This window comes from Vibrio sp. 1402, from assembly GCF_033340275.1.
In genome coordinates, this window is sequence record NZ_JAWOWE010000015.1 from 46,225 (window position 1) to 71,310 (window position 25,086).

A 25,086-nucleotide genomic window follows, 5' to 3' on the forward strand; every position below is an offset into this window, starting at 1 on the left:
CTTTGTTGTTTCTGGCTCAGGCTTCATCGCTAGTAGCTAGGAATGGCAATACGTTTTTCGAGCCAACGAACGGCTTGAGATACAAATAGGATGAGCAACAAGTACTCCAAAACGAGGAAGGTATAAATCTCTAAGGGTAAGTACTCATTCACCACCAGCTCATTAGCACGGCGAGTGAGATCGCTTAAACCAATCACACTGACTAAAGAACTCATCTTGAGGATGTAGACGAATTGATTGCCCAGTGGTGGGAGAATTTGCCGAAACGCTTGGGGAAGAATTACCAAGCGCATCTTTTGCCAATAGCTTAAGCCCAAAGATTCAGCCGCTTCATGCTGGCCACGGCTGATAGCTTGTATTCCACCGCGAAATACTTCCGCCATAAACGCGCTCTCAGCGATAGTCAGTGCAATAACACCCGCCCAAAAGTGATTGAGTGAGACATCCAATAGCGTAGGCATGCCGTAATACACCCAAAGTAGTAAGACTAAAACTGGCACTGAACGGATCACCTCGACATAAATACGGTTTATCCACTTCAGAGAGGCAGAGTCCGACAGAGCGGGTAACGCAACGATCAGGCCCAAGCTCATCGCAAATAACATACTGAGGAGTGATACCTGAATGGTGTCATTAAACCCAGCGATTAAAAACTTTAGATTGGTGATCCCTTGATCCGTCGAAGGGTCAAGTACATACCAGCCCCATTGATAATCTGAACAACCAGTGAGTAATAGCAGTGAAAACAGCCATAGAGTTCGAAACGTCACATTTACTCCCTGAATTAACTAAAAAACTTCCTTTGTTGCTGCTATGTTATCAGTAGAGCTCTAATAAAGGTTAATTATTAAACCGTATAAGGTCATTATTTTTAAGGGAATAAAAATGAGAAAGATTTTACTAGTGCTAGGAATGTGTTTGCTTGCTGCGACTCAAGTCGCTCACGCTGAAAGCCGTCTTCAATCCATTTTAGACAATGGCGTACTCCGAGTTGGAACGACGGGAGATTGGAATCCGATGACGATGAAAGACCCCGCGACAAACAGTTATCGTGGCTTCGATATCGATGTAACAACAGAACTTGCTAAAGATCTCGGTGTAAAAGTGGAGTATGTGCCCACGGATTGGAAGACGCTAGTTAATGGCATTACCGCCAACAAATACGATATTACTGGCAGCGCATCTCTGAACATGTCGCGCGCGAAAGTAGCTGGATATAGCCAGCCATATTTCTACCTTGCCTTTGTACCTGTGGTGCAAAAGAAAGATCTCGCCAAATTCTCTGATTGGGCGGATTTTAATAAACCAGAAGTAAAAGTCGCGGCGACGTTAGGTACGGTACAAGAAAAAATGGTGAAAGAGTTCTTCCCGTCTGCTCAGCATATTGTTATTGAAGCGCCAGCGCGCGACTTCCAAGAACTACTAGCTCGCAGGGCCGATGTATCGGTGACGTCCAATGTGGAAGCAGCGACGTTGGTGGACAAGTTTAAACAGTTGGCGATAGTGCCAGTGACCGCACCGCGTAAACCAACCCCAATTGCTATGTTGTTGCCGCAAGACGATCAAGTATGGATTAATTACATCAATCACTGGGTAGAGTTGAAAAAGACTCAAGGCTTTTTTAAGCAGACTGCCAAGAAATGGGGGTTGAAAAGCTTATAAACAGAAAGAGCCGCATTGCGCGGCTCTTTTTATTATCTGAACGATTAAAGTTCGTCTTCACTCACGACTCGGGCGTTGTCAGGAGTCGTAAAGTGCTTGGATAATTCGCGATTCGACAGAATGTATCCCATCCACAGCCCACCCATACAGATGATGATTGCGATGCCAGTAACCATCTGAGCTTGGCTTGCCATTGCGGCTACCAATGCACTTGAGAAGCTACTTACACAGATTTGCAGGCTGTTTTGCAGACCTGCTGCTGTTGCAGGGCTCTGTTGTGCGCTGGCCAGTGCACGGTTTACCACGATTGGGTACAGTGCGCCGTTAGCAACGGCAATCAAACAGAATGGCGCAAGAATAGGCCAAATCGATGACAGCTCCCACTGTGAAGCAATGAAAATCATTAATGCCGCGACACTAAATAGGCCAATCAGTTGGCGCAGAACCTTTTCATCACCAAATTTTCGAACGCCTACTTTACCTAAGTAGCCACCAGCCATAAACGCGATGGTTTGTGGGATAAAGCTCAAACCAATATCTTTTGCTTCGTAGCCCAGTTGCGCCATGATTTCTGGCATCCCAGTTAGGTAAGCAAAGAATGCAGCTGAAGCCGTCGCAAACATAAACACGTTGCCAAGGTATTTTTTAGAACTCAGCAGCGCTTTGATGTCGGCAGACATACTGGTTTGTTTGATTTCTGCTTTCTCGTCTTTTTGTGCCATGGTCGCAAAGACCAAAAAGACGCCAACTAGTGTTAGCGTAATAAAGATACTGTGCCAGCCGAAGTTATCTGCCAACACAACCCCTAATTGAGGTGCTAGTGCTGGTGATAGCGCGACGAGTGGCATGATTGTCGCAAAAATTTGTTGGCTACTGCTTGAGTAGCGCTTAATGACCATAGCCTGCCAGATAACGGCTGGTGCACACACACCGATAGCTTGGATAAAGCGCAGTGTGAGTAGTTGCCATACTTGATCACAGAAAGCCAAACCGAATGACGCGATAGTAAATAGCACCAACCCGGCTGCGAGTGTATTACGATGGCCAAATTTATCGGATGCCAATCCCCACATTAGTTGGCCAATCGCCATACCAACGAGGAATACCGTTAAAGAGAGCGCAATTTGCTCAGGGCCTGTTGCAAAGTCGATTTCCATCGCTTTGAATGCTGGCAGATACATATCGGTAGCAACGAAGCCAAGCATCGATAATGCTGCCAGATAAATGAGCTGTAGTTTTGAGATTTTCATGATTCAACCAGTCAAATTATTTAATCATTTTTTAATCAACATCAGTTGGCGCCAACCCTGATTTATTTACCTTATTATTCTATTTTTCGATTTTGAGAAAATAAAACGCTAAAATTGTTGGTTATCAATCAAATTTTTTGAAAGGTTAAATCATGTTCTCTAAAGCGTCTTTGGAAATGCTGGATACGGTTGCCCGTTTAGGCAGTTTCACCGCTGCGGCTGAGGTATTGCATAAAGTCCCCTCAGCCATCAGCTATGGAGTAAGGCAGGTCGAGCAAGATTTAGATGTGGTGCTGTTTCGACGTTTACCAAGGAAAGTCGAGCTAACTCCAGCGGGTGAACTTTTTATGGCCGAGGCGCGCTCTTTGCTGCGTCAAATGGAAGAGGTGAAAGCACAAACGCGGCGAGCGGCTCAAGGATGGAAAAGCACGTTAAAGCTGACCTTAGATAACGTGGTGAAGTTAGAAAAACTCAAACCTTTGGTGGAAGATTTCTATCGCGAGTTTGAATTTGCTGAATTGCAGATCAATATGGAGGTCTTCAATGGTTCTTGGGAAGCCATAGCACAAGGTCGAGCGGACATTGTCGTTGGCGCGACATCTGCGGTTCCCGTTGGGGGAGATTTTGAAGTCAAAGATATGGGCGTATTAGATTGGGCATTTGTAATGTCACCCGCTCATCCTTGCGTTCGACAACAAGTGCTTACTGAAGCGTTTGTGAGTCAATTTCCGGCGATCTGTCTTGATGATACTTCGAACGTGCTGCCAAAACGCCATACTGGCCATTATCCGCAACAGCGCCGATTATTATTGCCCAATTGGTATAGTGCGATTGAATGTTTAAAAAATGGGGTGGGCGTGGGTTACATGCCACGTCATATTGCAACACCCTTAATCAATGATGGTGTGCTGGTGGAGAAGGTCATGCCGGATGATAAACCGCTCAGTCACTGCTGCTTAGTATGGCGCAAAGATGATAATCATAAATTGATCCAGTGGATGGTGGACTATCTTGGGTCGCCTAATCAGCTACATAAAGATTGGTTACAGTCATAAAAAAACACCTCGCATTAGCGAGGTGTTTTCATTGATATGTTTGAAATGTGGCGTTTTATGACAAGAAAAACTTATACGATGGGTTGTCTGTCTCGTCTTTGCATTGATAGCCAAGTTCACGTAAATGTGCAGAAAACTGAGCTAAATCGCTTTCATCTAACTCGAAACCACATAAAACACGTCCGTAGTCAGCGCCGTGGTTACGGTAGTTGAACAAACTGATATTCCAGTGTGTGCCGAGTGTGCTTAAGAACTTAAGTAGCGCCCCAGGATACTCTGGGAATTCAAAGCTGTAGAGGCGCTCTTTAAGCGGCTTAGACGGCTTACCACCAATCATGTAGCGCACGTGCAGCTTCGCCATTTCATCATCAGACAAATCAACCACTGGGTAGCCACCATCACGTAAGTCGTGAATGATATGTTCTAGCTCTTCCTGACCGCCTTGCAAACGCACACCGACAAAGATATTTGCCAATGCGTCATCGTTGTAGCGGTAGTTAAACTCCGTTACGGCGCGGCCGCCAATGAGGTTACAGAACTCAAAGAAGGCACCTTGACGCTCAGGAATGGTGACGGCAAGCAAACCTTCACGTTTCTCACCAAGCTCGCAACGCTCAGAAACATAACGTAAGCCATGGAAGTTAGTGTTGGCACCAGACAGCACAGTACCTAAATTCTTACCTTGCAGTTTGTTTTGCTCAGCAAACTTCTTCAAACCCGCCAGAGCAAGCGCGCCAGAAGGCTCTGCAATCGCACGGGTGTCTTCAAAGATGTCTTTTACTGCTGCGCAGATTTCATCGCTAGAGACGGCAATATGGCCATCAATGTACTTTTGGCATAGACGGAAAGTCTCTTCGCCAATGCGTTTTACAGCGACGCCATCGGCGAACATGCTGACTTGGTCTAGTACTACTGGCTCACCAGCATCCAAAGCAGCTTTGAGGCATGACGAATCTTCTGGCTCAACTGCAATCACTTTGATTTCTGGCATCAGTTGCTTCACAAGTACCGCAACACCCGCAGCCAAACCGCCGCCACCGACAGGGACGAAGATGTAATCAAGGTGACCATTTTGCTGCAGCATTTCCATGCCGATGGTGCCTTGACCTGCAATCACCAGTGGATGATCGAAGGGAGGGACAAAGGTGTACCCGTTTAACTCGGATAGACGCTCTGCCTCGGCTTTTGCCTCATCAAAGTTACTGCCGTGCAACACTACATTGCCACCAAAGCTGCGTACCGCATCGACTTTGATGTCTGGTGTGGTTTTGGGCATTACGATGGTGGTCTTGATGCCTAGCTTAGTACCAGAGAGCGCCATGCCTTGAGCGTGGTTGCCTGCCGATGCTGCAATCACCCCCGCGGCTTTTTGTGCTTCAGATAAACTCGCCACCATATTGTAGGCACCGCGCAATTTGAACGAGTGTACGGGTTGGCGATCTTCACGCTTGATCTGCACGTTATTCCCGATACGTGCAGATAAACGAGGCATTTCTTGCAGTGGCGTCACTGTTGCTACTTCATAAACAGGTGCGCGAAGGATTTGGCGCAGATAATCTGCGCCAGTTTGGTTCACTTGTTTTTCGGGTTGAGCTTCCATCATTGCTAGCCCTCTAGCTTCGACTTGTCTCGTACTGCACCCTTGTCAGCACTGGTTGCCATACTCGCGTACGCTTTGAGTGCAAAGGAAACTTCACGTTGGCGGTCAACTGGTTTCCAGCCTAGTTCGTCTTGTTTTGCACGGCGCTCAGCAAGTTCTTGTTCAGACACTTGGAGTGAAATTGAACGGTTTGGAATATCAATTGCGATCATATCACCTTCTTTTACCAGACCAATTGCACCGCCGTTTGCTGCTTCAGGAGAGGCGTGGCCGATAGAAAGACCTGATGTGCCGCCAGAGAAACGGCCGTCAGTCAGAAGTGCACACTCTTTGCCAAGGCCCATCGATTTTAGATAAGTGGTTGGGTAAAGCATTTCTTGCATGCCCGGACCACCTTTAGGGCCTTCGTAACGGATAACAACCACGTCGCCTGCTTTTACTTTGCCGCCTAAGATGCCTTCTACGGCGTCTTCTTGGCTTTCGAAAACTACGGCTGGGCCAGTGAATTTATGAATGCTCTCATCCACACCAGCAGTCTTAACGATACAACCATCTAATGCGATGTTGCCTGATAGAACGGCTAGGCCACCTTCTTGGCTAAAGGCATGATCGATAGTACGAATACAACCTTCCGCACGGTCGTCATCAAGGCGATCCCAGCGGCAATCTTGTGAGAACGCTTGAGTAGTACGAATACCCGCGGGACCTGCGCGGTAGAACTTAAGTACTTCTTCGTCTTCAGTTTGGATGATGTCGTATTTCGCCAGCTGCTCTTTCATCGAAAGGCCAAGCACGGTGCGCGCATCATTGTGTAGAAGACCTGCACGATCTAACTCACCAAGAATTGCCATGACGCCACCAGCGCGGTGTACGTCTTCCATGTGATATTTCTGGGTAGATGGTGCCACTTTACATAGGTGTGGTACTTGGCGTGATAGGCGATCGATATCTTCCATATCGAAATCCACTTCACCTTCTTGCGCTGCAGCCAACAGGTGCAAAATGGTGTTGGTTGAGCCACCCATTGCAATATCCAGTGCCATCGCATTTTCGAACGCATCAAACGTAGCGATGTTGCGTGGCAGTGCTGATTCGTCATCTTGCTCGTAGTAACGACGAGTCAGTTCAACGATGCGACGACCTGCATTAAGGAACAGCTGTTCACGGTCTGCGTGCGTTGCCAGCATAGAACCGTTACCTGGTTGAGAAAGACCCAGTGCTTCAGTTAGACAGTTCATTGAGTTTGCAGTGAACATGCCTGAACACGATCCACACGTTGGACATGCGCTGCGTTCGATCTGCTCGCTTTGCTCATCAGACACTTTTGGATCTGCGCCTTGGATCATCGCATCTACAAGGTCTAGTTTGATGATCTGATCAGAAAGCTTGGTTTTACCCGCTTCCATTGGACCACCAGAAACAAAGATAACCGGGATGTTAAGACGCATAGATGCCATCAACATTCCTGGAGTGATTTTGTCACAGTTAGAGATACATACCATGGCATCGGCACAGTGCGCGTTGACCATGTATTCTACTGAGTCTGCGATCAGTTCGCGTGAAGGCAGTGAGTACAGCATGCCGCCGTGACCCATTGCGATGCCATCATCAACCGCGATGGTGTTGAATTCTTTCGCAATACCGCCAGCTTTTTCGATTTCGCGTGCTACAAGCTGACCCATGTCTTTCAGGTGTACGTGACCCGGAACAAATTGAGTAAACGAGTTTACAACGGCGATGATTGGTTTACCGAAGTCTTCTTCTTTCACACCCGTTGCACGCCACAGTGCTCGTGCACCCGCCATGTTACGACCATGTGTGGTGGTAGCTGATCTATATTTTGGCATTTCCTAATCCTTCTTACTTCTGTTCTGGGTACACATAGTCTAACCAGCCCCACTTATCTTCCGTGGTGCCGTCAAATAGGCCAAAGTAGGCTGCTTGTAGTTCTTTAGTGATAGGGCCGCGCTTACCAGTGCCCACTTCAATCTTGTCGATGGTTGCCACTGGTACAATCTCAGCCGCAGTACCTGTCATGAAGACTTCATCGGCAAGGTAAAGGGCTTCACGAGCAATGTTCGCCTCACGTACTTTGTAGCCTTTATCGCGTGCAATTGTCATGATCGAGTCACGAGTGATGCCCGGTAGAATCGCGCTAGTTGCTGGTGGTGTGGTGATTACGCCATCTTTGATAACGAAGATGTTTTCACCAGCCCCTTCCGATAGGTAACCATCTACGCTTAGCGCAATACCTTCGTCGTAACCGTGACGACGCGCTTCACCACCAACCAGTAGTGAAGATAGGTAGTTACCGCCTGCTTTAGCCGCAGTTGGGATGGTGTTTGGCGCAGCGCGGTTCCAGCTTGAAATCATCGCATCGACACCTTTTTCTAGCGCTTCTTCGCCTAAGTAAGAGCCCCAAGGAAATGCGGCAATGATTAGATCCATCTCAGTGCCAACTGGTGGACATACGCCTAAGCCAACATTACCGACAAAACCCAATGGACGAATGTAAGCGCTGTCGAGTTTGTTTTGGCGCAGTGTTTCGCGGGTCGCTTCCATGATTTCTTCTACTGTGTATGGAATCGGAAAGCGGTAAATCTTGGCAGAATCTTTTAGACGTTGTGCATGCTCACGGTGACGGAAGACAATTGGGCCTTTTGGTGTGTTGTAACAGCGCACGCCTTCAAACACGGATGTGCCATAGTGCATTGCGTGAGTCAGAACGTGAACGTTCGCCTCTGCCCATGGAACCATCTCACCATTAAACCAAATGAAATCTGCAGTTTTCGTTGCCATTTGTTGCCTTCCTTATGCACTTACGTGTTGTTGTAAGTTGTGATTTGGCAGTTCATCGTTGCGGATTTTTAGCACCTCAACCTTACGAACGTCCCACAACTTCTCTATTTGATTGATCAAAAACGAGATTGGTCGATCGCTGTCGACGATGATCTCGACGCTGGCTACTTTGCTTTCGTGGTTTTGCGTAGCAGCGACTTGTTTGATCACGAAGCCTCGGTGACGAATCACACGTAGAACGCGCTCCAACAGTACCGGTTTGTCATCGGCTTTGATGTCGAGTAAATATCTGTCCATGCGATTGTCTCCTATGTATTTTCCAACATATCACTGTTTGATGCGCCAGGTGGCACCAATGGCCACACGTTTTCTTCTTCATCAATCAAAACGTGAAGCATGTAAGAAGTTTCACTCGCTAGCATCTCTTTGAGAGCAGGTTCGACTTCTTCTTTCTTGGTGATGGTTTTGCCCGGGATATCGAACGCTTTTGCTAACATCACGAAATCTGGGTTGTCATCAAGAATGGTTTCACTGTGGCGACCGTCAAAGAACAATGACTGCCATTGGCGAACCATGCCAAGACGTTGGTTATTAAGAAGGACAATCTTCACTGGAATCTGCCGACGCTTCAGCGTGCCCAATTCCTGAACGTTCATCATAAATGAACCGTCACCTGTAATAAGGATAGACTGATCATCAGGACGTGCGACTGCAGCGCCCATCGCTGCTGGCAAGCCAAAGCCCATGGTGCCAAGGCCAGCAGAAGTGATAAAATTTTGTGGTTCGCGTGGCTGGATATGTTGCGCTGCCCACATCTGATGCTGACCGACGTCAGTCGAGACAATTGAGCTATCTGGCATCATGTCAGACAGTTGTTTAAGCAATAGCGGTGCGTAGATTAACTCGCCTGGGTGGTCGTAACGCCACTTAAAGCCGCTGCGCAGACTTTCACTGTGATGAACCCACGGTGAGATATCTTGAGTCAGCTCTAGCTGAGGAAGAATGGTGTTGATGTCGCCACGTAATGGTGCGTTGGCGTGGCGCAGTTTATGAATCTCCGCAGCATCAATGTCGATGTGAATCACTTTCGCATTTGGTGCAAACGTATCGAGCTTACCCGTCACACGGTCATCAAAACGCGCGCCAACCACGATCAATAGATCGGCTTCTTGAACCACTAGGTTGGCGGCTTTGGTGCCATGCATACCCAACATACCAAGATAGTGAGGATCATGGCGTTCAATGGTACCGAGGCCTTTTAATGTGCTAACTGCAGGCATTGGGTTTAAGCGAAGAAATTCGCGTACTGCATCGGTTGCTTTCGCAAGTTGCACGCCACCACCAACATACAACACTGGGCGAGTAGATGCTGCCAGCACATCTTGCGCACGTTTGATATCTTCAGCGCTGACATCTTCGATTGCTGGCGCTATGTATGGAGGAAGAAGGTCTGTAGGTGCTTGAGCGAGTTGAACGTCTTTGGCGATATCGACAATGACAGGACCCGGACGACCGGTTTTTGCGACCTCAAAGGCTTCGGCAAGTGTCGGAGCTAGATCTTCAATTTCGGTCACGAGATAGCTGTGCTTAGTACAGGCTAGGGACATTCCGATCACATCCATTTCTTGGAATGCATCGGTACCGATATGAGAGCTAGCTACCTGGCCTGTGATGGCAACTAGAGGTACGGAGTCAAGGAAAGCGTCGGCAAGGCCGGTAACAAGGTTAGTGGCTCCTGGGCCGGAAGTTGCCATGCACACAGCAACGTCTTGAGTGGAACGAGCCATCCCGATAGCAGCCATAGCGGCCCCTTGCTCGTGACGGCATAGGATGTGTTCCACCCCACCGTCATACAAAGCATCATAGATTGGCATGATGGCCCCGCCGGGGTAGCCAAAAACGGTTTCGATGCCTTGCTGTCTTAAAGCGGCTACGACAAGTTGTGCACCAGTCATCGTAAACCTCCTTTGCTACGTTGTGGCTCGTAGCGATTGCCATATTTATTGCACTTCATGTGCACTCCCATTCTTCCCGTTAAACTGTCCGAGGGTTAGACAGATGACAACTTGTAGTTGTAAAAAAACCCCCGGACTTTTCAGTGCGGGGGTTTTTTGTAATTTGTGGTTACCTTTCGCCCACAATACCCCGCGCGGTGCCAATAATGACCACGATAATCAGGGCTAGCAGTGCGTTGATATGAGCGAAAAGGTTCATCTGTCTGTCGTTCTTTTTTCGTTAAAAAATGTTGTGTAATGTTCTACGAAATTGTTTGCGTCATTAGTGGTATCACACAATTCCGCTGCATGACAAGCAAAAAGTCATTCTTTTTTCACATTAACTCTCAATTGGGACGCGGTATATAACATAACCAACTAGATAAAACATTTGTTTACAGAGTGTTCAAAAAAATTGAGGAACGTATGGGGCTGGCAATCATTCATAGTCGAGCAAGCGTCGGGGTGCAAGCGCCATCGGTTAGTGTAGAAGTTCATATCAGCAACGGCATGCCAGGGTTTACCTTAGTAGGCTTGCCAGAGACAACGGTAAAAGAGTCCAAAGATCGCGTACGCAGTGCGATCATTAATTCTAACTTTCAATTTCCTGCTAAGCGGATCACCGTGAACTTGGCTCCGGCAGATCTACCCAAGGAGGGAGGGCGTTTTGATCTTCCTATTGCATTGGGAATTTTGGCCGCTTCGGAGCAAATCGCGACAGATAAGCTCAAAAACTACGAATTTGTTGGTGAGTTAGCACTATCTGGTGGTCTGAGACCTGTAAAAGGTGTGCTGCCTGCTGCGCTGGAAGCCAGTAAGATTCAACGTCATTTGGTCGTCCCACATGTGAATGGCGATCAGGCGGCGCTAGTGGGGAAGGAACAACATAAATCGGCCCAATCATTACTGGAAGTATGTGCCGAGCTTTGTGGTCAACATCGACTGAATCTTTTTCAAACGCCTAAGCGAAAAACGATCGAAAAACATGGTCGAGACTTACAAGATATTATTGGCCAACAACAAGGTAAGCGAGCACTGGAGATTGCTGCCGCTGGAAACCACAACTTACTTTTCCTTGGCCCGCCAGGTACTGGAAAAACGATGTTGGCTTCGCGTTTGTGTGACTTATTACCGGAAATGAGTGACGAAGAAGCAATGGAAACCGCTTCGGTGGCATCGTTGACTCAGAGTGAAATTAATGAGCATAACTGGAAGTCGCGTCCGTTTCGTTCTCCGCATCATTCAAGTTCAATGGCGGCATTAGTCGGCGGTGGTTCGGTACCCAGACCAGGGGAGATCTCTTTAGCCCACAACGGGTTATTGTTTCTCGATGAAATGCCCGAATTTGATCGTAAAGTTCTGGACTCGTTACGCGAACCGCTCGAATCTGGCGAGATCATTATCTCTCGAGCGCAAGGTAAAACACGCTTTCCGGCTCGTTTCCAATTAGTTGGAGCATTGAACCCAAGCCCGACAGGATATTACGAAGGCAATCAAGCGCGCACCAATCCACAAGCTATTTTGCGCTACCTTGGTCGATTATCTGGACCACTGTTAGATCGCTTTGATATGTCTTTAGAAATCCCAGCTTTGCCCAAAGGGACATTAGCAGAAGGAGGTGATCGCGGTGAGCCGACTGCTATCGTAAAAGCGCGTGTGAGCCATGCGCGTAACAATATGCTAAACCGCAGTGGTAAGGTCAATGCACTGCTAGGTAGTCGAGAAATTGAGGCGTTTTGTCCCTTGCATAAGAGTGATGCTGAGTTTCTTGAGACCGCTTTGCATCGTTTAGGACTCTCGATTCGTGCGTATCATCGTATTATCAAAGTGGCGCGAACAATCGCCGATCTGGATGGGGCGGAGCAAATTGAACGAACGCACTTGGCTGAAGCACTTGGGTATCGAGCGATGGACCGTTTGCTGAAACAGCTTACGGCGCAAGCGGTATAGAGACATGCAAAATGTCATCGCAACAAGTGTTGTGAGCGCCTTGTTGCGATGAAGGACGTTAGAAGGTGTAGTTGAGACCAAGCGACAATAGGTACTCTTTCTCCTCATAAAACGTGATATTCGAGTCAGTTTGGCTATAGCCGGCTAAAGAAATGAACGACCAGTCTTGCCAGTCAAATACGTTTTGATATTCGTAGGCCGCAAATAGGCTAATGGTGTCGTCATTTCGTGTTTTAGCAAAAGTTTGGCTAGCGGCTTGATAGTCTCTCCATGCATAACCCGCGGTAAGGGCCAATCGATGGCGGTTGATAAATTTAAACCAGCTAATGTCCAATCCGTACGAATCAAATGACTCCGCTTTACCGTCGGCATCTTGATTGATGTAGGTGAAAGCGGGTTGCAACATAGACGTTTGGTTGAGTGGAATGCGATAGTCGCCTTTGACATAGTAAAGGTTAGCATCGCGAGCAAGTGAGTGGTCTGTCACTTCCTCCTGCTCGATGTCTTTATCAGCATAAGCAAGATCAAGGTTGAAGTTCTTATCAATTAACCCTTTGATCTGAAAGCGATACGCATTGCCGTCAACATCCGTCTCTTTACGTGCGGTTCCTACTTGATAAGGGTTGCGCCAAGTTTCGCCTTTGAGTACCGTCGGCAGATAGGAAACATCGAGCACGGTGCCAGATTGTAGCTCGTGTTGATAGCCCAACTGAAAAGCGAGTGTACCTACGGCGACATCTGAGCGTGTGGTACCGGCGTAAACTTGGTGGTTGAGTCGGCTACCAAAGGTGTATGTCACACTCCCTAGCGGTGCAGCGATAACGGAACTGTCACTATCGGCACGCTTATCGAGAGAATCGATGGTGTTACTATTTTCTGTATTGAAATTGGATTCTGATGATATGAATCCGGCATTCAGCGAAATTTCACCGCCAAAACCCGCGGTTTCAGCGAGTTGAGCCTGAGCAGAACTGACGACAAAGGCCAAAGGCAAGAGAAGTAGCCTTGGTTTCATTCGTTATCTCCTTGTTGTCGAATGAATGGTGCACATATTGGTTGCGGTAACAAATCTGACCATTTCCACGCATGTTCCAATGTGGCAAAGGCGCAGTATAATTACACGCTGTTTTATTCTTCACACATTATCACTGTTGTTTGACTATCATGTTGGCATATTTGTTATTTTTTTTTAACGCTTCTTTTGTGATTCTCAATTCTGCGGTTTGTTCACTCGCAATTTGTGTTATCGCTGTATTTAAAATATTGCTTCCTGGCGTAAAGCTAAAAGCACTAGCGACCGTTTGTGCCAATAAGGTGATGTGGTTATGGGCTACCGTTAATGCGTGCATTCTGGCGGTATCTAACCGTGTTGAGTGGGATGTTCAGGGCGGTGAAGCGCTTAAAAAAGACGGGTGGTATCTGCTGATCAGTAACCATCTCAGTTGGACAGATATTGTTGTGCTTTGCTGCGTGTTTAAAGACCGTATTCCCATGCCGAAGTTTTTCCTCAAGCAACAACTGCTGTATGTGCCTTTCATCGGGATGGCGTGTTGGGCGCTCGATATGCCATTTATGCGTCGCTATTCGCGAGAGTATCTGATCCGCAACCCTCATAAGCGAGGTAAAGATTTAGAGACGACACGTCGCTCGTGCGCTAAATTCAAACACACTCCAACCACAGTGGTTAACTATGTCGAAGGAACCCGATTTACCGAAGAAAAGCAGCGTAAGAGTAAAGCAAACTATCAATATTTGCTGCAACCAAAGTCGGGCGGGATTGCGTACACGTTAGCGGCGATGGGGGAGCAGTTCGAGAGCATTATCGACGTTACGTTGGCGTACCCAGAAAATACGCATAAACCGTTCAAGGATTTATTGATGGGCCGCATGAGCAAGGTGGTTGTGCGTGTAAATGTGTTACCCGTTGATGAAAGAGTGCTTGGTGATTACTTCAACGATAAGCCCTATAAGCGACAATTTCAGCAATGGTTGGGGGATGTGTGGCAAGAAAAAGATCGGTTGCTACAAGAGATTTACAAATAAACAAAAGGGGAGCGACGTGTTCCCCTTTTGATTGATATCGATGTGCTTATTTTAGTGTCAGCAAGTAGTTCACCAGAGAGAAGTACTCATCCATCGTTTTGATGCTTTGTGCTTGAACTAGGTATTTGTTGTTAACGATAACCGCAGGAACGCCGGTTAGACCGCTGTTTTCAAATTGCTTGTCCATACGGCGAACCATTGAATCAACCGCGAAGCCTTTGAATGCAGAATCGAATTTTTTCGCATCTACACCTTCATCAAGGAAGATTTGACGAAGTTCTTCATCATTACGTGGTGCTTTCTTTAGATTGTGGATGCGGTTAAACATCACTGGCACCATTTTGTCTTCCACTTTTAGTGCAACCATGGTCGCGTAGGCTTTGCTCATTGATGGGCCCATGTTGCCACCCATGAAAGAAACGTGGTTTTTTAATAGCTTAGTACCTTCTGGCAACTGCTTTTTCAGTTGCTGGATAACTGGTTCAAAGCTATTACAGTGCGGGCAGTAGAAAGAGAAAAACTCCGTCACAAGAGGTTTTTTTGATGCCTCAAGATCCAATACTTTGTAATGTTCACCTTCTTTGAATTGCGCTGCATGTGCCGACAGGCTTAATATCAGCATAGAAAACAGTGCGAACAGTTTTTTCATCGAAATATCTCCATTTTTGAATTTTTGGCCTGACTTACCATTGAGGCATTAAAGACAGCGGTGCTTCTTCTAAAGCGGCGATCTGCTCTTTAAATGCAAGGACCTGACCTTCCCAGTATTTTGGCTCATTAAACCATGGAAAAGCGAGAGGAAATGCAGGGTCATGCCAACGTTTTGCTAGCCATGCCATATAGTGCACCATTCGTAGACCGCGAAGTGGCTCGATTAGTTTCAATTCTGCAGGATTAAAGTCGCAAAACTCTTGGTAAGCCTCTAAAACAATATCCAACTGCATCAGTTTGTCTTGGCGTTCACCGTTCAATAGCATCCATAAGTCTTGTACTGCAGGGCCGTCACGAGCGTCATCCAAATCAACAAACATAGGGCCATCTCGCCACAAAATATTGCCTGGGTGGCAATCGCCATGCAAACGAATGATATTGAAGCCTTCTTGCCAGTGGCTTTCAATTGATTTGATCAGCATATCCAAGTCATTGAAGAAGCTGTTCTCCAAGTGCATTGGAATCATATTGGCGTTTTGCAGAATCTCTCTTGGTTGATACAGGTATTCTTGTAAGCCAATAGTAGGACGATGTTGGAAGGCTTGGCGGCTGCCGACTTTATGGATTCGGCCAAGGAAACGCCCTACACCTTCGAGCTGATCTAAATTGTCAACCTCGTATTGGCGACCACCCACGCTATCAAACAGCGCAAAAGCATAGCCTTGATAGTGATGCAGGGTTTCACCGTTGATGCGCACAGGTGGTGCGACGGGGATCTCATTGCCAATCAGTTCTAAAGTAAAGTCGTGTTCCTCTTGGATCTGTTCATTGCTCCAACGTTCAGGACGGTAAAACTTGACGACATAACGACGACGCTCTTCGTCAGTGAATTGATAAACACGGTTTTCGTAGCTATTGAGGGGAAGAAAGCCTGATTCTGCGCGAACGCCGATGCTTTCTAACGCGTACCACATAAAGTCTGGGGTAAGGGCGTCAAAGTTAAACATACTTTGGGACATATAAACAAAAAGGCTCATTACTGAGCCTTTTTCCGTTAGTCACTGAAGTAGCGCTATAGTTTTTTAATAAAACGGCTTTCTACTTCAATAGTGAATTCGTTGCTCTTATCGGTGAGTATAAACTGAATTGTCGTAATCGCAGAGTTTAGCTTGTCAGGATCGGCACCAAGACTCATTGGCAGGTTCAATACCTCACCTGGCTGGACCTGAATTGTCTGCTTACCATACCAGCTTACATCGGATAGCCCTTCAACATCCAACGAGTACTCTTGCACTTGCTGAGTTTTGTTGATCACCTTGAGGGTGTAGGTGTTTTCTACTTCTCCCGAGCCATTAACGCGGAACAGTTGGTTACGGTCGCGAATAACACTCATGCCGGCTGGGTCTACCGCTGCAATTTGGGCAAAGAAAAGACCGACCATGACGAGTAGTACGGCACCATAGCCTAGCAGCTTCGGACGCATGACTTTGGTACTCTTACCCGATAAGCGATGCTCGGTGGTATAACTAATTAGGCCTTTCTCGTAGCCCATGCGATCCATGGTGTTATCACACGCATCAATACAGGCGCCACAGTTGATACATTCATACTGCAAGCCGTCACGAATATCGATACCTGTTGGGCACACCTGCACACACAAATCACAATCAATACAATCACCCAAACCAAGTTGCTTTGGATCGGCTTTACGCGGACGTGGGCCACGTTTTTCCCCACGTTTTGCATCGTAGCCAACGATGAAGGTGTCTTTATCAAACATGGCAGACTGGAAGCGCGCGTAAGGACACATGTGAATACACATGATGGAACGCATCCAACCAGCATTACCATAAGTACAAATGGCAAAGAACATTACCCAAAAGACGGGCCAGAAGTTGGCGTTAAAGGTGAAAAAGTCGATAACCAATTGCTTCATTGGTACGAAGTAGCCAACAAAAGTAAAACCAGTGGCGAGTGCAATGGCAAACCAAGCTATATGTTTGACGGTTTTACGCATCGCTAAATTCGCCGTCAGCTTATTGGAGTCTTGTTTACGGCGTTTATTGGCACTACCTTCGAGCTTCTCTTCAAACCAGATATACATGAAGGTCCAGACGGTTTGTGGGCAGAGATAGCCACACCAAACCCGACCTAAGAAGGTGGTAATAAAGAACAACCCAAACGCCGCGATCACAAACAGCAAGGCGAGTAGGGTAAGATCTTGTGGGTACAGGGTGGTACCGAAAAAGTTGAACTGCTGGTTGCCAATATCAAGTAAGATCGCTTGACGTTCACCGTAAGGAATCCACGGTATCAAAGCGAAGAGAAGTAGTAAGAACCAACCACCGTAACGACGTAGTTTCTGGTAAGTCCCTTTGCTTTCGCGTACATAGATGCGATTACTTGGGTTAAACCGATCCCCGTTTCCTTTATGGGTTTTGGGATTATAGGTTTTAGGAGTCACATCTTTGATATCGATCTTGTCCTGACTCATGCACTCATCCTTCTTAGGCTTTTATAATGTACGGCGTCATTTCTATTGATGTCGCTCGATGACATTGCTGCTCGTTCCGTCATAAAGATGACCGAACATAATTATTTTAGTAAATACTGATGAACGGCGATTATACAATCAATAACAATTCCGTTTCTTTAACGCAGTCAATGTTTAACAACAAAAATCAGTACAGTTAACCTGATAATTGGCTGAACAGTTATAACCAATTGTGGGACTAAAAACTTTGGTTATAAAAAAGCGACTCACAGAGAGAGTCGCTTAAAGAATACTGGCTGTTGAGCTGGTTATTTGATGATGCCACGAGCGCGTAGGATCGCCGTTTTAAAATCGTCCTCTTGGTCTTTTTTGAGTCCAGGGATCATTTCATCTTTGCTGCTATTACGCATTTTAAGGTGGTAGATCAGTACATCGTCGGTCAGATCTTCTAGCTTTCCTTTGTAGCCTGCTTCTTTTGCCAGCTTAACGATGAACTGCAAGAGGTTCAGCTCTTGATCTTTATGCCATTCAGGCTCTAGTAGCTCAAGCAGCTCTTCAATGCGATGACACTTCATTTCTTTCTCCACAGAATTTATAGGTGTAATTAGCAGTAAAGGTACCAAATTGCTTTGCGAAGACCAAATAGGAAAAACTATCTCTTTCACTGTAGTTTGTTCTAAGTCTTTGAAGCTTTATGAGTCGCGTGCAAAAAAAAAAGCGCAGCTAGCGCCGCGCTTTTGATTAAGCTGCTTTGATAACTTTGGCCGGAACACTCGACATCATTGCTGTCTTCTCAACCAATGTCATTGCTGGCGCAACTTGCTTTGCCTTTGGTGCAGTAGTAAAGCCACTGCGGCGGCGCATTGCACTAGTATTAGTGTGTGCGAACCTGACTGTTGTTGGGCGCATTAATTTACCTAACTGTCAGGCATATCCATTGCCGATGTAATGGCCTGAATCATTATGAGCTAGGCTCCAACAAGATTGAAGAATCACTCTTCTGGCTCTCGCCAATCCAGTTAATGAGTCAGGAATACCGATATGCATGCATATCAAGTGTAAGATTAGCATCCTTGTAATAATTGGTCGATAGTTGAGCAATTGAATTGTTTAGATTTTGTCATTTTGTCGCGATGTTCGAGGCAATTTTTGTTTGATCCCACGATCAGCAGTAGTAGTATGAGATCTCGATGAAGGAGGTGCCTATGTCATTTTTGAAGAAGACACTTGCCAGTTTTGGGATTGGGAGCGCGAAGGTCGACTCAATCTTAAACCAAGACGTGCTATACCCAGGTCAAAGTGTGGATGTGTCGATCCATGTATATGGTGGTGCGACTGAACAAGCGATCGACAACATTGATTTAAAACTCTGTTGCCGCTACATCGCAGAAGCCCCTGATGACCGTGGTGCGCGAGAAGGACACAGCATGCGCCGAGTACCTCAAACTCATGTGCTTGCTAAGTGGAGTCTCCCTTACGCATTTACCATCCATTCCGGCGAAGAGCGTACCTTCGATGTTAAGCTCGATGTGCCTTGGAACACGCCTGTCACCATTGGTGATGCCAAAGTATGGTTAGAAACCGGCTTAGACGTTGCTGCTGCTTTGGATCCGACTGATAAAGACATCCTCACCGTTCGACCTGATCCACTGATGGATGCGGTACTATCTGCATTTGAAGCGCAAGGTTTACGAATTCGCCAGGTGGAATGCGAGGAAGTGAAAGGATTCGATCTACCATTTGTGCAAGAGTTTGAGCTGGTGCCAACCGACGGACCTTACCACGGCGTGTGGCGCGAATTAGAATTTGTTGCCCACCGCAGTGAGCAAGAGCTCAAGTTATGGTTTGAAGTTGACCGCACACGCAAGGGGCAAGGTGGCATGCTCGCGAGCTTACTGGGTAGTGGCAAACTCAAGCGAGAGCTGACCATTCCTGCCACGACTAAGCCAGATCAAGTTGGCGAACTGGTACTCAATTATCTCGATCAAACTACTGCCGTTCATGAGTCTTAATTTAAGCTTACACGTGTAAGCCTAATGTGCCATACTAGAGCAAATTTCAAACTCTAGTATAGGCGCATTGATGTCCGAGCTGCAGAAACCTCAATACAGTCAACGTGAAGAACTGGCCAATACCATCACCCACGGTATAGGGATGATTTTTGGTATTGTTGGCTTGATACTGCTGTTAGTTAAAGCCATAGACCATCAAGCTGACACTTTAACGCTTACCAGTATGGCGATTTATGGTGCGAGTATTATCGTGCTATTTTTGGCCTCGACGCTCTATCATGCGATCCCTCATCCCAAAGCGAAACGTTGGCTAAAAACCTTCGACCACTGTGCTATTTATCTTTTGATAGCAGGCAGCTATACCCCTTTCTTGTTAGTCAGCTTAAGAACACCTCTAGCATTTGGGTTGATGATCGTTATTTGGAGCATTGCGTTGATCGGCATCATCATGAAAGTTGCGTTCGTCTATCGATTTAAAAAGCTTTCTTTGATGACGTATTTGGTGATGGGATGGTTATCGTTGATTGTGATTTATCAGTTGGCGATCAACTTGGATGTCGGCGGACTTACACTGCTTGCTGCTGGTGGAGTTGTGTATTCACTGGGCGTGATTTTCTACGTTGCGAAGCGCATTCCCTTTAACCATGCGATTTGGCACGGCTTTGTTTTGGCTGGCTGCGTGTGCCATTTCTTTGCTATTTATTACTTTGTTGAGCCTATCTAGCCGATAGGCTCAACAAAGAATATTAAACACGTATTAGCGAGTTTTTACCTCTAGCACTTTGGCAGAAAACTGGTATTGCTGTGATTGCGGTACAGCCAATTTAATGCTCTTACCTTGTTCCGCTTGCTGTGGTCGCAGGTAGGTATCCGCCATGCGCTTGATGGATTGCCAAACCGTCACGTTTTCTTTTGCCAGTTGCTGACCAGACATATCAAACACTTGCACCTCAACTTCCACTTGAATGACAGATTGAGAGCTTTGGTTAGTGATTGATGTAGGCAAAATAAGCTCACCGCTTTGATAGCTTGCTGAACCAATCAATACATCCACACCTGAATCTGATAGCTGCATGGTTGGCTTTTTGGCGTTTACCACCACGGTCGTGCCAACGGTTTTCGTTACCACAGGAATTGTCGCAATCGCAGGAGCTGCGATTGTTTCAACTACGCTTGCTGTTGTTTGTGTCTCCGTCGCTTGCTGCGCCGGTTTTTTCATGACGTACTCCCAGGTAAAGTCATCGTTCAACTTCACTTCTCGACCATCGGCTAAAGTGATGACCTCGGCGGCGTATGTGGATGAGGCGGCAAGTAGGGTCGCCAGAGTAATCCATGTTTTCATTGTTATACCTTTTAATTAGAGTCTGCTTAGCGGCGCCAAAACGCAGGAAAGAACAGTACAAGAATAGTCAGAATTTCCAAGCGGCCCATTAACATCCCAAAGCTTAAGAGCCATTTGGCAGTATCGGGCAGAGGCGCGAAGTTGCCTGTCGGGCCAATCACACTACCCATACCAGGGCCAACATTGGCAACGGCGGTGATTGAGCCAGAAATACTGGTCACAGGGTCGAGGCCAAGAGCACTTAAACAACCTGCGATAAAGATAATGGTGATAAAAAACATCAAGCCAAATGCCACCACTGAGCGAACAATATCATCATTCACCGGTCGCTGGTTATAACGCTGTACAAACACCCCTGAAGGGTGAATCAACTTCATCATTTGTTTGTTTAGCAGCGTCATCGCAATTTGGAAGCGGAAGATTTTGATCCCGCCAGACGTTGATCCTGAGCATGCTCCCGCCATCATTAAGAATGCGAAAAGAGTGGTGGGTAATGCGCCCCATGCGGTGAAGTCTTCTAAGCCAAAGCCAGTTGTGGTGACGACAGAGACAATATTAAACATCGACACTCGCAGGGCATCCAAAATGGTGTACCCATCTCGAATCACTAGCCAAGCTGAAATCACTAAGCTTGAGAATACGAACAGGTACGCAAATCCTCTAACTTGAGCGTCGTTAACCAACACATCAATACGGCGTTTACGTAATGCGGCGATAAAGAGCAAAAACGGCAAACCACCTAAGAACATAAAGGTAGTGGCCACCCAATGTGCGCCATTAGAGAAGTGGTTCATTGACCCATCAGATGTAGAGTATCCACCCGTCGATAGCGTAGTAAAGGCATGGTTGATTGCTTCGAACAGGTTCATGCCGGTGATCAAGTAGCCCAAAATACATAGGCCTGTTAGCATTAAATATACCGCTACGATGTTTTTGGCGACCGTTTTCGCTCTTGGACTACTTTTATCCGACCAATCTGATGATTCGGTTTGGAATAGCTTCATACCACCGACATTCAGCATAGGTAGCACTGCTACCGCCATCACGATAAAACCAATGCCACCAAGCCACTGTAAAATAGAGCGCCACAACAATATGCTCGGCGCCATGTTGTCTAGGCCACTGAGCACCGTTGAGCCCGTCGTGGTGATACCCGACATCGTTTCGAAGTAGGCGTCGGTGAAGCTGATGTGGTTGATAAACACAAATGGCAAAGCGGCAAACGCACTCGCGATGGTCCAAACCAAACTGGTGATGAGGAACATATCGCGTACGCTGAGTTTGAACTTGGCGGTTCGACCTATCGTTAGGCAGATGAAGGCGGCAAGGTGCGTGATCACAACGGCTTGGGCGAAATCGAGGAATCCCCCCGTACCGGTAAAGAAAGCGACCAAAGTCGGCACGTACATAAACAGGGCCAGTTTGGATAAAACCAGCCCGATAACAAACAGTACGGGACGTAAGTTGACCATAGGAAAATCCTAGAGGAAGAATGGACTCGGCTGGAATAGCGCTTCGACGTCTGATACGTATTTTTTGTTGACCAGGAACATCACCACATGGTCATCCTGCTCGATGACCGTACGGTCGTGGGCAATAAGAACTTCTTCGCCACGAACGATAGCACCAATGGTGGTCCCAGGTGGAAGCTTTATATCTCCAATCGCACGTCCAACCACTTTAGATGTACTTTCATCACCGTGAGCGACGGCTTCAATCGCTTCCGCAGCGCCGCGGCGAAGTGAGGATACGTTTACGATATCAGCGCGACGAACGTGCGTTAGCAAGGCTGAAATAGTGGCTTGCTGAGGTGAGATTGCTACATCAATTACGCCGCCTTGTACCAGGTCTACATAAGCGCCACGTTGGATCAGCACCATCACTTTTTTAGCGCCCATGCGTTTTGCCAACATTGCAGACATGATGTTGGTTTCATCTTCGTTGGTCAGCGCGATGAAAACGTCGACTTGGTCGATGTTCTCTTCCGAGAGAAGCTCTTGGTCTGCCGCATCACCGCAGAACACGATGGTGTTTTCTAGTTGCTCAGAGAGCTTTTCTGCACGCTGGTAGTTACGCTCAATCAGCTTCACGCTGTAAGTTTGCTCTAGGCGTTTAGCCAAGCTTGCGCCGATGTTACCCCCGCCAACAATCATGATGCGGCGGTACGGTTTTTCTAGGCGCTGAAGCTCACTCATCACTGAGCGAATATGATTACTTGCTGCAACGAAGAACACTTCATCGTCGGCTTCAATAATCGTGGTGCCTTGTGGGCGAATCGGGCGACCCTGGCGGAAAATAGCCGCCACACGGGTATCGATGTGCGGCATGTGCTCACGCAAAGCAGACAGCGCATTACCCACCAGCGGGCCACCATAGTAGGCTTTCACCGCCACTAGGCTGACTTTCTGTTCAGCAAAGCTCACCACTTGCAGCGCGCCTGGGTATTGGATCAGACGTTCGATGTAGCTCGTGACGAGTTCTTCTGGTGCGATAAGGTGATCAACAGGAATAGCGCCAGATTTAAACAGGGCTTCTTTTTCTGCCAAGTATTCTGGAGAGCGAATACGTGCAACGCGGTTTGGGGTATTGAATAGAGTGAACGCGACCTGACAGGCAGCCATGTTGGTTTCATCAGTGTTGGTTACTGCGACGAGCATATCGGCGTCTTGCGCGCCAGCTTCATGCAGCACGTCTGGGTGGCTCGCATGGCCATTGACCACACGCAGGTCGTATTTGTCCTGCAATTCACGCAGTCGGTCGGCATTATTGTCGACGATGGTGATGTCGTTGTTTTCACCCACTAGGTTTTCTGCCAGTGTGCCGCCAACCTGACCTGCACCAAGAATAATGATCTTCATACTCTTTTCTCGTATCTGAAAAAGGCGATTGAAATCACTTCAATCGCCCTATTTAGCATGCTGTTACGCGTGTGTTTTAGTTAGCACTGCGTAGTAGAAACCATCCATATCTTCTTCGCCTGGTAGAATTTGACGACCAGGCTGGTCGGGATCAGAATCCAGCAGTTGCGCATCCGCGGTACGTGCTAAAAACGCTTTTACTTGCTCCACGTTTTCTTGCGGTGTGATTGAACAAGTCGCGTAAACCATGGTGCCGCCGGGCTTCAGTTGCGTCCACATGGCATCAAAAATTTCACTTTGCAGCTCTGCTAATGCGGCGATGTCGTCTGCACGACGTAGCCATTTGATGTCTGGGTGACGACGAATCACGCCAGTCGCAGAACATGGGGCATCCAGCAAAATGCGATCAAATTGCTCGCCTTGCCACCATTCTTGTGGATTACGCGCATCACCGCAAACCACTTTTGCCTGAAGGTTGAGACGCTTCAGGTTTTCATGCACACGTTTCAAGCGTGTGTCGTCGCAGTCAATCGCGACCACTTCACTGCCCGACGTGCGCTCTAGAATGTGCGCAGTCTTGCCACCTGGCGCAGCACAGCAATCTAAAATCAGTTCGCCGTCTTGTGGTTTTAGGTAGTTGATCGAAAGCTGCGCCGCCGCATCTTGTACCGAAACCCAACCTTTATCAAAACCAGGTAGCTTCATCACGTCACATGGTGCGGCCAATTTTATGGCGTCCATTGCTTCTGTGTGTGGCGTGCTATCAATGTTTTCATTTTTGAGCAGCGCAAGGTATTCATTTCGAGTGTGGTGTTGGTGATTTACACGCAGCCACATTGGTGCTTTTTGGTTGTTCGCTTCAACTATGCTTTCCCATTGCTGTGGGTAGGCCTCTTGCAGCAGTTTTAGTAACCAGCTTGGGTGACCGTACTTGCCAGCGTTGTTGCTGACGGCCATTTGGTCGAGTTCTTCTTGGTTGCGCTGGTAGTTACGCAATACAGCGTTAATCAAACCACGCAGACGAGGACCTTTCAGCTCTTTAGTGCCTTCAACCGTTTCACCGACAGCTGCGTGCGCAGGAATGCGCATGAAGCTCAGTTGGTAAATACCAACCAGAATTAGGTGATGGAATACACGTTGTTTGCCTTTTAGCGGCTTATCCATCAATTGGTTTGCGATCATTTCTAGGCGAGGTAGGTAACGTAGCGCACCGTAACAGATCTCTTGTAACAGAGCGTGGTCACGAGGTCGTACCGTTTGTTGAGCCGCTGGAAGAGCGCTTGAAAGTGAGTGGCCCTTGTCGACGACAAGATACAGGACGTTAGCAGCCGCAGCGCGAACATTCATGATGAGTACCTTAAAGTAAAGGAGGGCAT

The 25,086-nt window shown here is 47.2% G+C and carries 23 protein-coding genes; 6 read left to right on the top strand and 17 right to left on the bottom strand.

Annotated elements, in window-relative coordinates:
• Positions 1-29 precede the first annotated feature (29 nt).
• The gene (locus R7044_RS20965; protein WP_222716958.1) at positions 30-770 is read right to left on the bottom strand and encodes an amino acid ABC transporter permease; all 741 of its coding nucleotides are present in this window, start codon (positions 768-770) and stop codon (positions 30-32) included.
• Between the two features lie 115 nt (positions 771-885).
• Between R7044_RS20965 and R7044_RS20970 the strand changes: the two genes are divergently transcribed.
• Positions 886-1,662 (top strand): transporter substrate-binding domain-containing protein, encoded by a 777-nt coding sequence (locus tag R7044_RS20970; protein ID WP_005378944.1) that lies wholly within the window; start codon positions 886-888, stop codon positions 1,660-1,662.
• Positions 1,663-1,706: 44 nt separating this feature from the next.
• On the opposite strand, the gene punC is transcribed toward R7044_RS20970, so the two are convergent.
• Complete coding sequence (gene punC, locus R7044_RS20975; protein ID WP_005378946.1) at positions 1,707-2,912, bottom strand: purine nucleoside transporter PunC; 1,206 nt, start codon at positions 2,910-2,912, stop codon at positions 1,707-1,709.
• Between the two features lie 152 nt (positions 2,913-3,064).
• Here punC and punR point away from each other — a divergent pair, with 152 nt between their 5' ends.
• On the top strand, positions 3,065-3,967 hold the full coding sequence (gene punR, locus R7044_RS20980; RefSeq protein WP_005378948.1) for a DNA-binding transcriptional activator PunR: 903 nt from the start codon (positions 3,065-3,067) through the stop codon (positions 3,965-3,967).
• A gap of 55 nt (positions 3,968-4,022) precedes the next feature.
• Here the strand turns inward: punR and ilvA are convergent, their stop codons facing one another.
• The 5 genes from ilvA to ilvG are packed head-to-tail and all read right to left on the bottom strand — an operon-like array spanning position 4,023 to position 10,321.
• The gene (ilvA, locus tag R7044_RS20985) at positions 4,023-5,570 is read right to left on the bottom strand and encodes a threonine ammonia-lyase, biosynthetic (RefSeq protein WP_065274979.1); all 1,548 of its coding nucleotides are present in this window, start codon (positions 5,568-5,570) and stop codon (positions 4,023-4,025) included.
• Positions 5,571-5,572: 2 nt separating this feature from the next.
• A complete protein-coding gene (gene ilvD / locus R7044_RS20990; RefSeq protein ID WP_005383859.1) occupies positions 5,573-7,414 on the bottom strand; it encodes a dihydroxy-acid dehydratase in 1,842 nt (613 codons plus the stop codon).
• Positions 7,415-7,427: 13 nt separating this feature from the next.
• Complete coding sequence (gene ilvE / locus R7044_RS20995; RefSeq protein ID WP_213874944.1) at positions 7,428-8,366, bottom strand: branched-chain-amino-acid transaminase; 939 nt, start codon at positions 8,364-8,366, stop codon at positions 7,428-7,430.
• Between the two features lie 12 nt (positions 8,367-8,378).
• Positions 8,379-8,663, bottom strand: coding sequence for an acetolactate synthase 2 small subunit (ilvM, locus tag R7044_RS21000; protein WP_005378958.1), 285 nt, complete (start codon positions 8,661-8,663; stop codon positions 8,379-8,381).
• An 11-nt stretch (positions 8,664-8,674) separates the two neighbouring features.
• A complete protein-coding gene (gene ilvG / locus R7044_RS21005; RefSeq protein WP_005378960.1) occupies positions 8,675-10,321 on the bottom strand; it encodes an acetolactate synthase 2 catalytic subunit in 1,647 nt (548 codons plus the stop codon).
• A gap of 465 nt (positions 10,322-10,786) precedes the next feature.
• Here ilvG and R7044_RS21010 point away from each other — a divergent pair, with 465 nt between their 5' ends.
• On the top strand, positions 10,787-12,310 hold the full coding sequence (locus R7044_RS21010; RefSeq protein ID WP_005383862.1) for a YifB family Mg chelatase-like AAA ATPase: 1,524 nt from the start codon (positions 10,787-10,789) through the stop codon (positions 12,308-12,310).
• Between the two features lie 58 nt (positions 12,311-12,368).
• Here the strand turns inward: R7044_RS21010 and R7044_RS21015 are convergent, their stop codons facing one another.
• Positions 12,369-13,325, bottom strand: a complete 957-nt coding sequence (locus R7044_RS21015) for a DUF2860 domain-containing protein (RefSeq protein ID WP_172563441.1) — start codon at positions 13,323-13,325, stop codon at positions 12,369-12,371.
• 149 nt (positions 13,326-13,474) lie between these two features.
• On the opposite strand from R7044_RS21015, the gene R7044_RS21020 reads away from it, so the two are divergent.
• The gene (locus R7044_RS21020) at positions 13,475-14,353 is read left to right on the top strand and encodes an acyltransferase (protein ID WP_033906583.1); all 879 of its coding nucleotides are present in this window, start codon (positions 13,475-13,477) and stop codon (positions 14,351-14,353) included.
• A gap of 46 nt (positions 14,354-14,399) precedes the next feature.
• On the opposite strand, the gene R7044_RS21025 is transcribed toward R7044_RS21020, so the two are convergent.
• The 5 genes from R7044_RS21025 to R7044_RS21045 all read right to left on the bottom strand — a co-directional run bounded on the left by R7044_RS21025 (position 14,400) and on the right by R7044_RS21045 (position 18,407).
• Positions 14,400-15,002, bottom strand: coding sequence for a thiol:disulfide interchange protein DsbA/DsbL (locus R7044_RS21025; protein WP_033906582.1), 603 nt, complete (start codon positions 15,000-15,002; stop codon positions 14,400-14,402).
• Positions 15,003-15,036: 34 nt separating this feature from the next.
• Complete coding sequence (locus R7044_RS21030; RefSeq protein WP_205391059.1) at positions 15,037-16,023, bottom strand: serine/threonine protein kinase; 987 nt, start codon at positions 16,021-16,023, stop codon at positions 15,037-15,039.
• A 53-nt stretch (positions 16,024-16,076) separates the two neighbouring features.
• Positions 16,077-17,498, bottom strand: a complete 1,422-nt coding sequence (gene ccoG, locus R7044_RS21035; protein WP_017821570.1) for a cytochrome c oxidase accessory protein CcoG — start codon at positions 17,496-17,498, stop codon at positions 16,077-16,079.
• 308 nt (positions 17,499-17,806) lie between these two features.
• Positions 17,807-18,073 (bottom strand): YihD family protein, encoded by a 267-nt coding sequence (locus R7044_RS21040; RefSeq protein ID WP_005379040.1) that lies wholly within the window; start codon positions 18,071-18,073, stop codon positions 17,807-17,809.
• 166 nt (positions 18,074-18,239) lie between these two features.
• Entirely contained in the window at positions 18,240-18,407 is a 168-nt protein-coding gene (locus tag R7044_RS21045) for a hypothetical protein (protein WP_005379043.1), read from the bottom strand.
• Positions 18,408-18,703: 296 nt separating this feature from the next.
• Here R7044_RS21045 and R7044_RS21050 point away from each other — a divergent pair, with 296 nt between their 5' ends.
• Both R7044_RS21050 and trhA read left to right on the top strand, forming a co-directional pair.
• Positions 18,704-19,510, top strand: a complete 807-nt coding sequence (locus tag R7044_RS21050; RefSeq protein ID WP_005379045.1) for a sporulation protein — start codon at positions 18,704-18,706, stop codon at positions 19,508-19,510.
• Between the two features lie 70 nt (positions 19,511-19,580).
• Positions 19,581-20,234, top strand: coding sequence for a PAQR family membrane homeostasis protein TrhA (trhA, locus tag R7044_RS21055; RefSeq protein ID WP_025768918.1), 654 nt, complete (start codon positions 19,581-19,583; stop codon positions 20,232-20,234).
• Between the two features lie 33 nt (positions 20,235-20,267).
• Here trhA and R7044_RS21060 read toward each other — a convergent pair whose 3' ends face one another.
• From R7044_RS21060 to rsmB, 4 genes are all read right to left on the bottom strand, one after another.
• Complete coding sequence (locus R7044_RS21060; RefSeq protein ID WP_005379050.1) at positions 20,268-20,852, bottom strand: DUF3157 family protein; 585 nt, start codon at positions 20,850-20,852, stop codon at positions 20,268-20,270.
• A gap of 26 nt (positions 20,853-20,878) precedes the next feature.
• Positions 20,879-22,324 carry a TrkH family potassium uptake protein gene (locus R7044_RS21065; RefSeq protein ID WP_017821575.1) on the bottom strand — a complete coding sequence of 482 codons (1,446 nt, stop codon included), beginning with the start codon at positions 22,322-22,324 and terminating at the stop codon, positions 20,879-20,881.
• Between the two features lie 9 nt (positions 22,325-22,333).
• Positions 22,334-23,710, bottom strand: a complete 1,377-nt coding sequence (gene trkA / locus R7044_RS21070) for a Trk system potassium transporter TrkA (RefSeq protein WP_005379062.1) — start codon at positions 23,708-23,710, stop codon at positions 22,334-22,336.
• A gap of 63 nt (positions 23,711-23,773) precedes the next feature.
• Positions 23,774-25,057, bottom strand: a complete 1,284-nt coding sequence (rsmB, locus tag R7044_RS21075) for a 16S rRNA (cytosine(967)-C(5))-methyltransferase RsmB (RefSeq protein WP_033906577.1) — start codon at positions 25,055-25,057, stop codon at positions 23,774-23,776.
• Positions 25,058-25,086 lie beyond the last annotated feature (29 nt).

Bases quoted from the DNA above. Each gene is read 5' to 3' on its own strand.
- ilvM (WP_005378958.1), bottom strand. From the start codon at position 8,663: ATGGACAGATATTTACTCGACATCAAAGCCGATGACAAACCGGTACTG.
- ilvE (WP_213874944.1), bottom strand. From the start codon at position 8,366: ATGGCAACGAAAACTGCAGATTTCATTTGGTTTAATGGTGAGATGGTT.
- R7044_RS21020 (WP_033906583.1), top strand. From the start codon at position 13,475: ATGTTGGCATATTTGTTATTTTTTTTTAACGCTTCTTTTGTGATTCTC.
- ilvD (WP_005383859.1), bottom strand. From the start codon at position 7,414: ATGCCAAAATATAGATCAGCTACCACCACACATGGTCGTAACATGGCG.
- R7044_RS21040 (WP_005379040.1), bottom strand. From the start codon at position 18,073: ATGAAGTGTCATCGCATTGAAGAGCTGCTTGAGCTACTAGAGCCTGAA.
- R7044_RS21065 (WP_017821575.1), bottom strand. From the start codon at position 22,324: ATGGTCAACTTACGTCCCGTACTGTTTGTTATCGGGCTGGTTTTATCC.
- R7044_RS21030 (WP_205391059.1), bottom strand. From the start codon at position 16,023: ATGTCCCAAAGTATGTTTAACTTTGACGCCCTTACCCCAGACTTTATG.
- punC (WP_005378946.1), bottom strand. From the start codon at position 2,912: ATGAAAATCTCAAAACTACAGCTCATTTATCTGGCAGCATTATCGATG.
- R7044_RS20970 (WP_005378944.1), top strand. From the start codon at position 886: ATGAGAAAGATTTTACTAGTGCTAGGAATGTGTTTGCTTGCTGCGACT.
- trhA (WP_025768918.1), top strand. From the start codon at position 19,581: ATGTCCGAGCTGCAGAAACCTCAATACAGTCAACGTGAAGAACTGGCC.
- R7044_RS21015 (WP_172563441.1), bottom strand. From the start codon at position 13,325: ATGAAACCAAGGCTACTTCTCTTGCCTTTGGCCTTTGTCGTCAGTTCT.
- R7044_RS21010 (WP_005383862.1), top strand. From the start codon at position 10,787: ATGGGGCTGGCAATCATTCATAGTCGAGCAAGCGTCGGGGTGCAAGCG.
- rsmB (WP_033906577.1), bottom strand. From the start codon at position 25,057: ATGAATGTTCGCGCTGCGGCTGCTAACGTCCTGTATCTTGTCGTCGAC.
- punR (WP_005378948.1), top strand. From the start codon at position 3,065: ATGTTCTCTAAAGCGTCTTTGGAAATGCTGGATACGGTTGCCCGTTTA.
- trkA (WP_005379062.1), bottom strand. From the start codon at position 23,710: ATGAAGATCATTATTCTTGGTGCAGGTCAGGTTGGCGGCACACTGGCA.
- R7044_RS21050 (WP_005379045.1), top strand. From the start codon at position 18,704: ATGTCATTTTTGAAGAAGACACTTGCCAGTTTTGGGATTGGGAGCGCG.
- ccoG (WP_017821570.1), bottom strand. From the start codon at position 17,498: ATGAGTCAGGACAAGATCGATATCAAAGATGTGACTCCTAAAACCTAT.
- R7044_RS21025 (WP_033906582.1), bottom strand. From the start codon at position 15,002: ATGAAAAAACTGTTCGCACTGTTTTCTATGCTGATATTAAGCCTGTCG.
- ilvG (WP_005378960.1), bottom strand. From the start codon at position 10,321: ATGACTGGTGCACAACTTGTCGTAGCCGCTTTAAGACAGCAAGGCATC.
- R7044_RS21045 (WP_005379043.1), bottom strand. From the start codon at position 18,407: ATGCGCCCAACAACAGTCAGGTTCGCACACACTAATACTAGTGCAATG.
- R7044_RS21060 (WP_005379050.1), bottom strand. From the start codon at position 20,852: ATGAAAACATGGATTACTCTGGCGACCCTACTTGCCGCCTCATCCACA.
- ilvA (WP_065274979.1), bottom strand. From the start codon at position 5,570: ATGATGGAAGCTCAACCCGAAAAACAAGTGAACCAAACTGGCGCAGAT.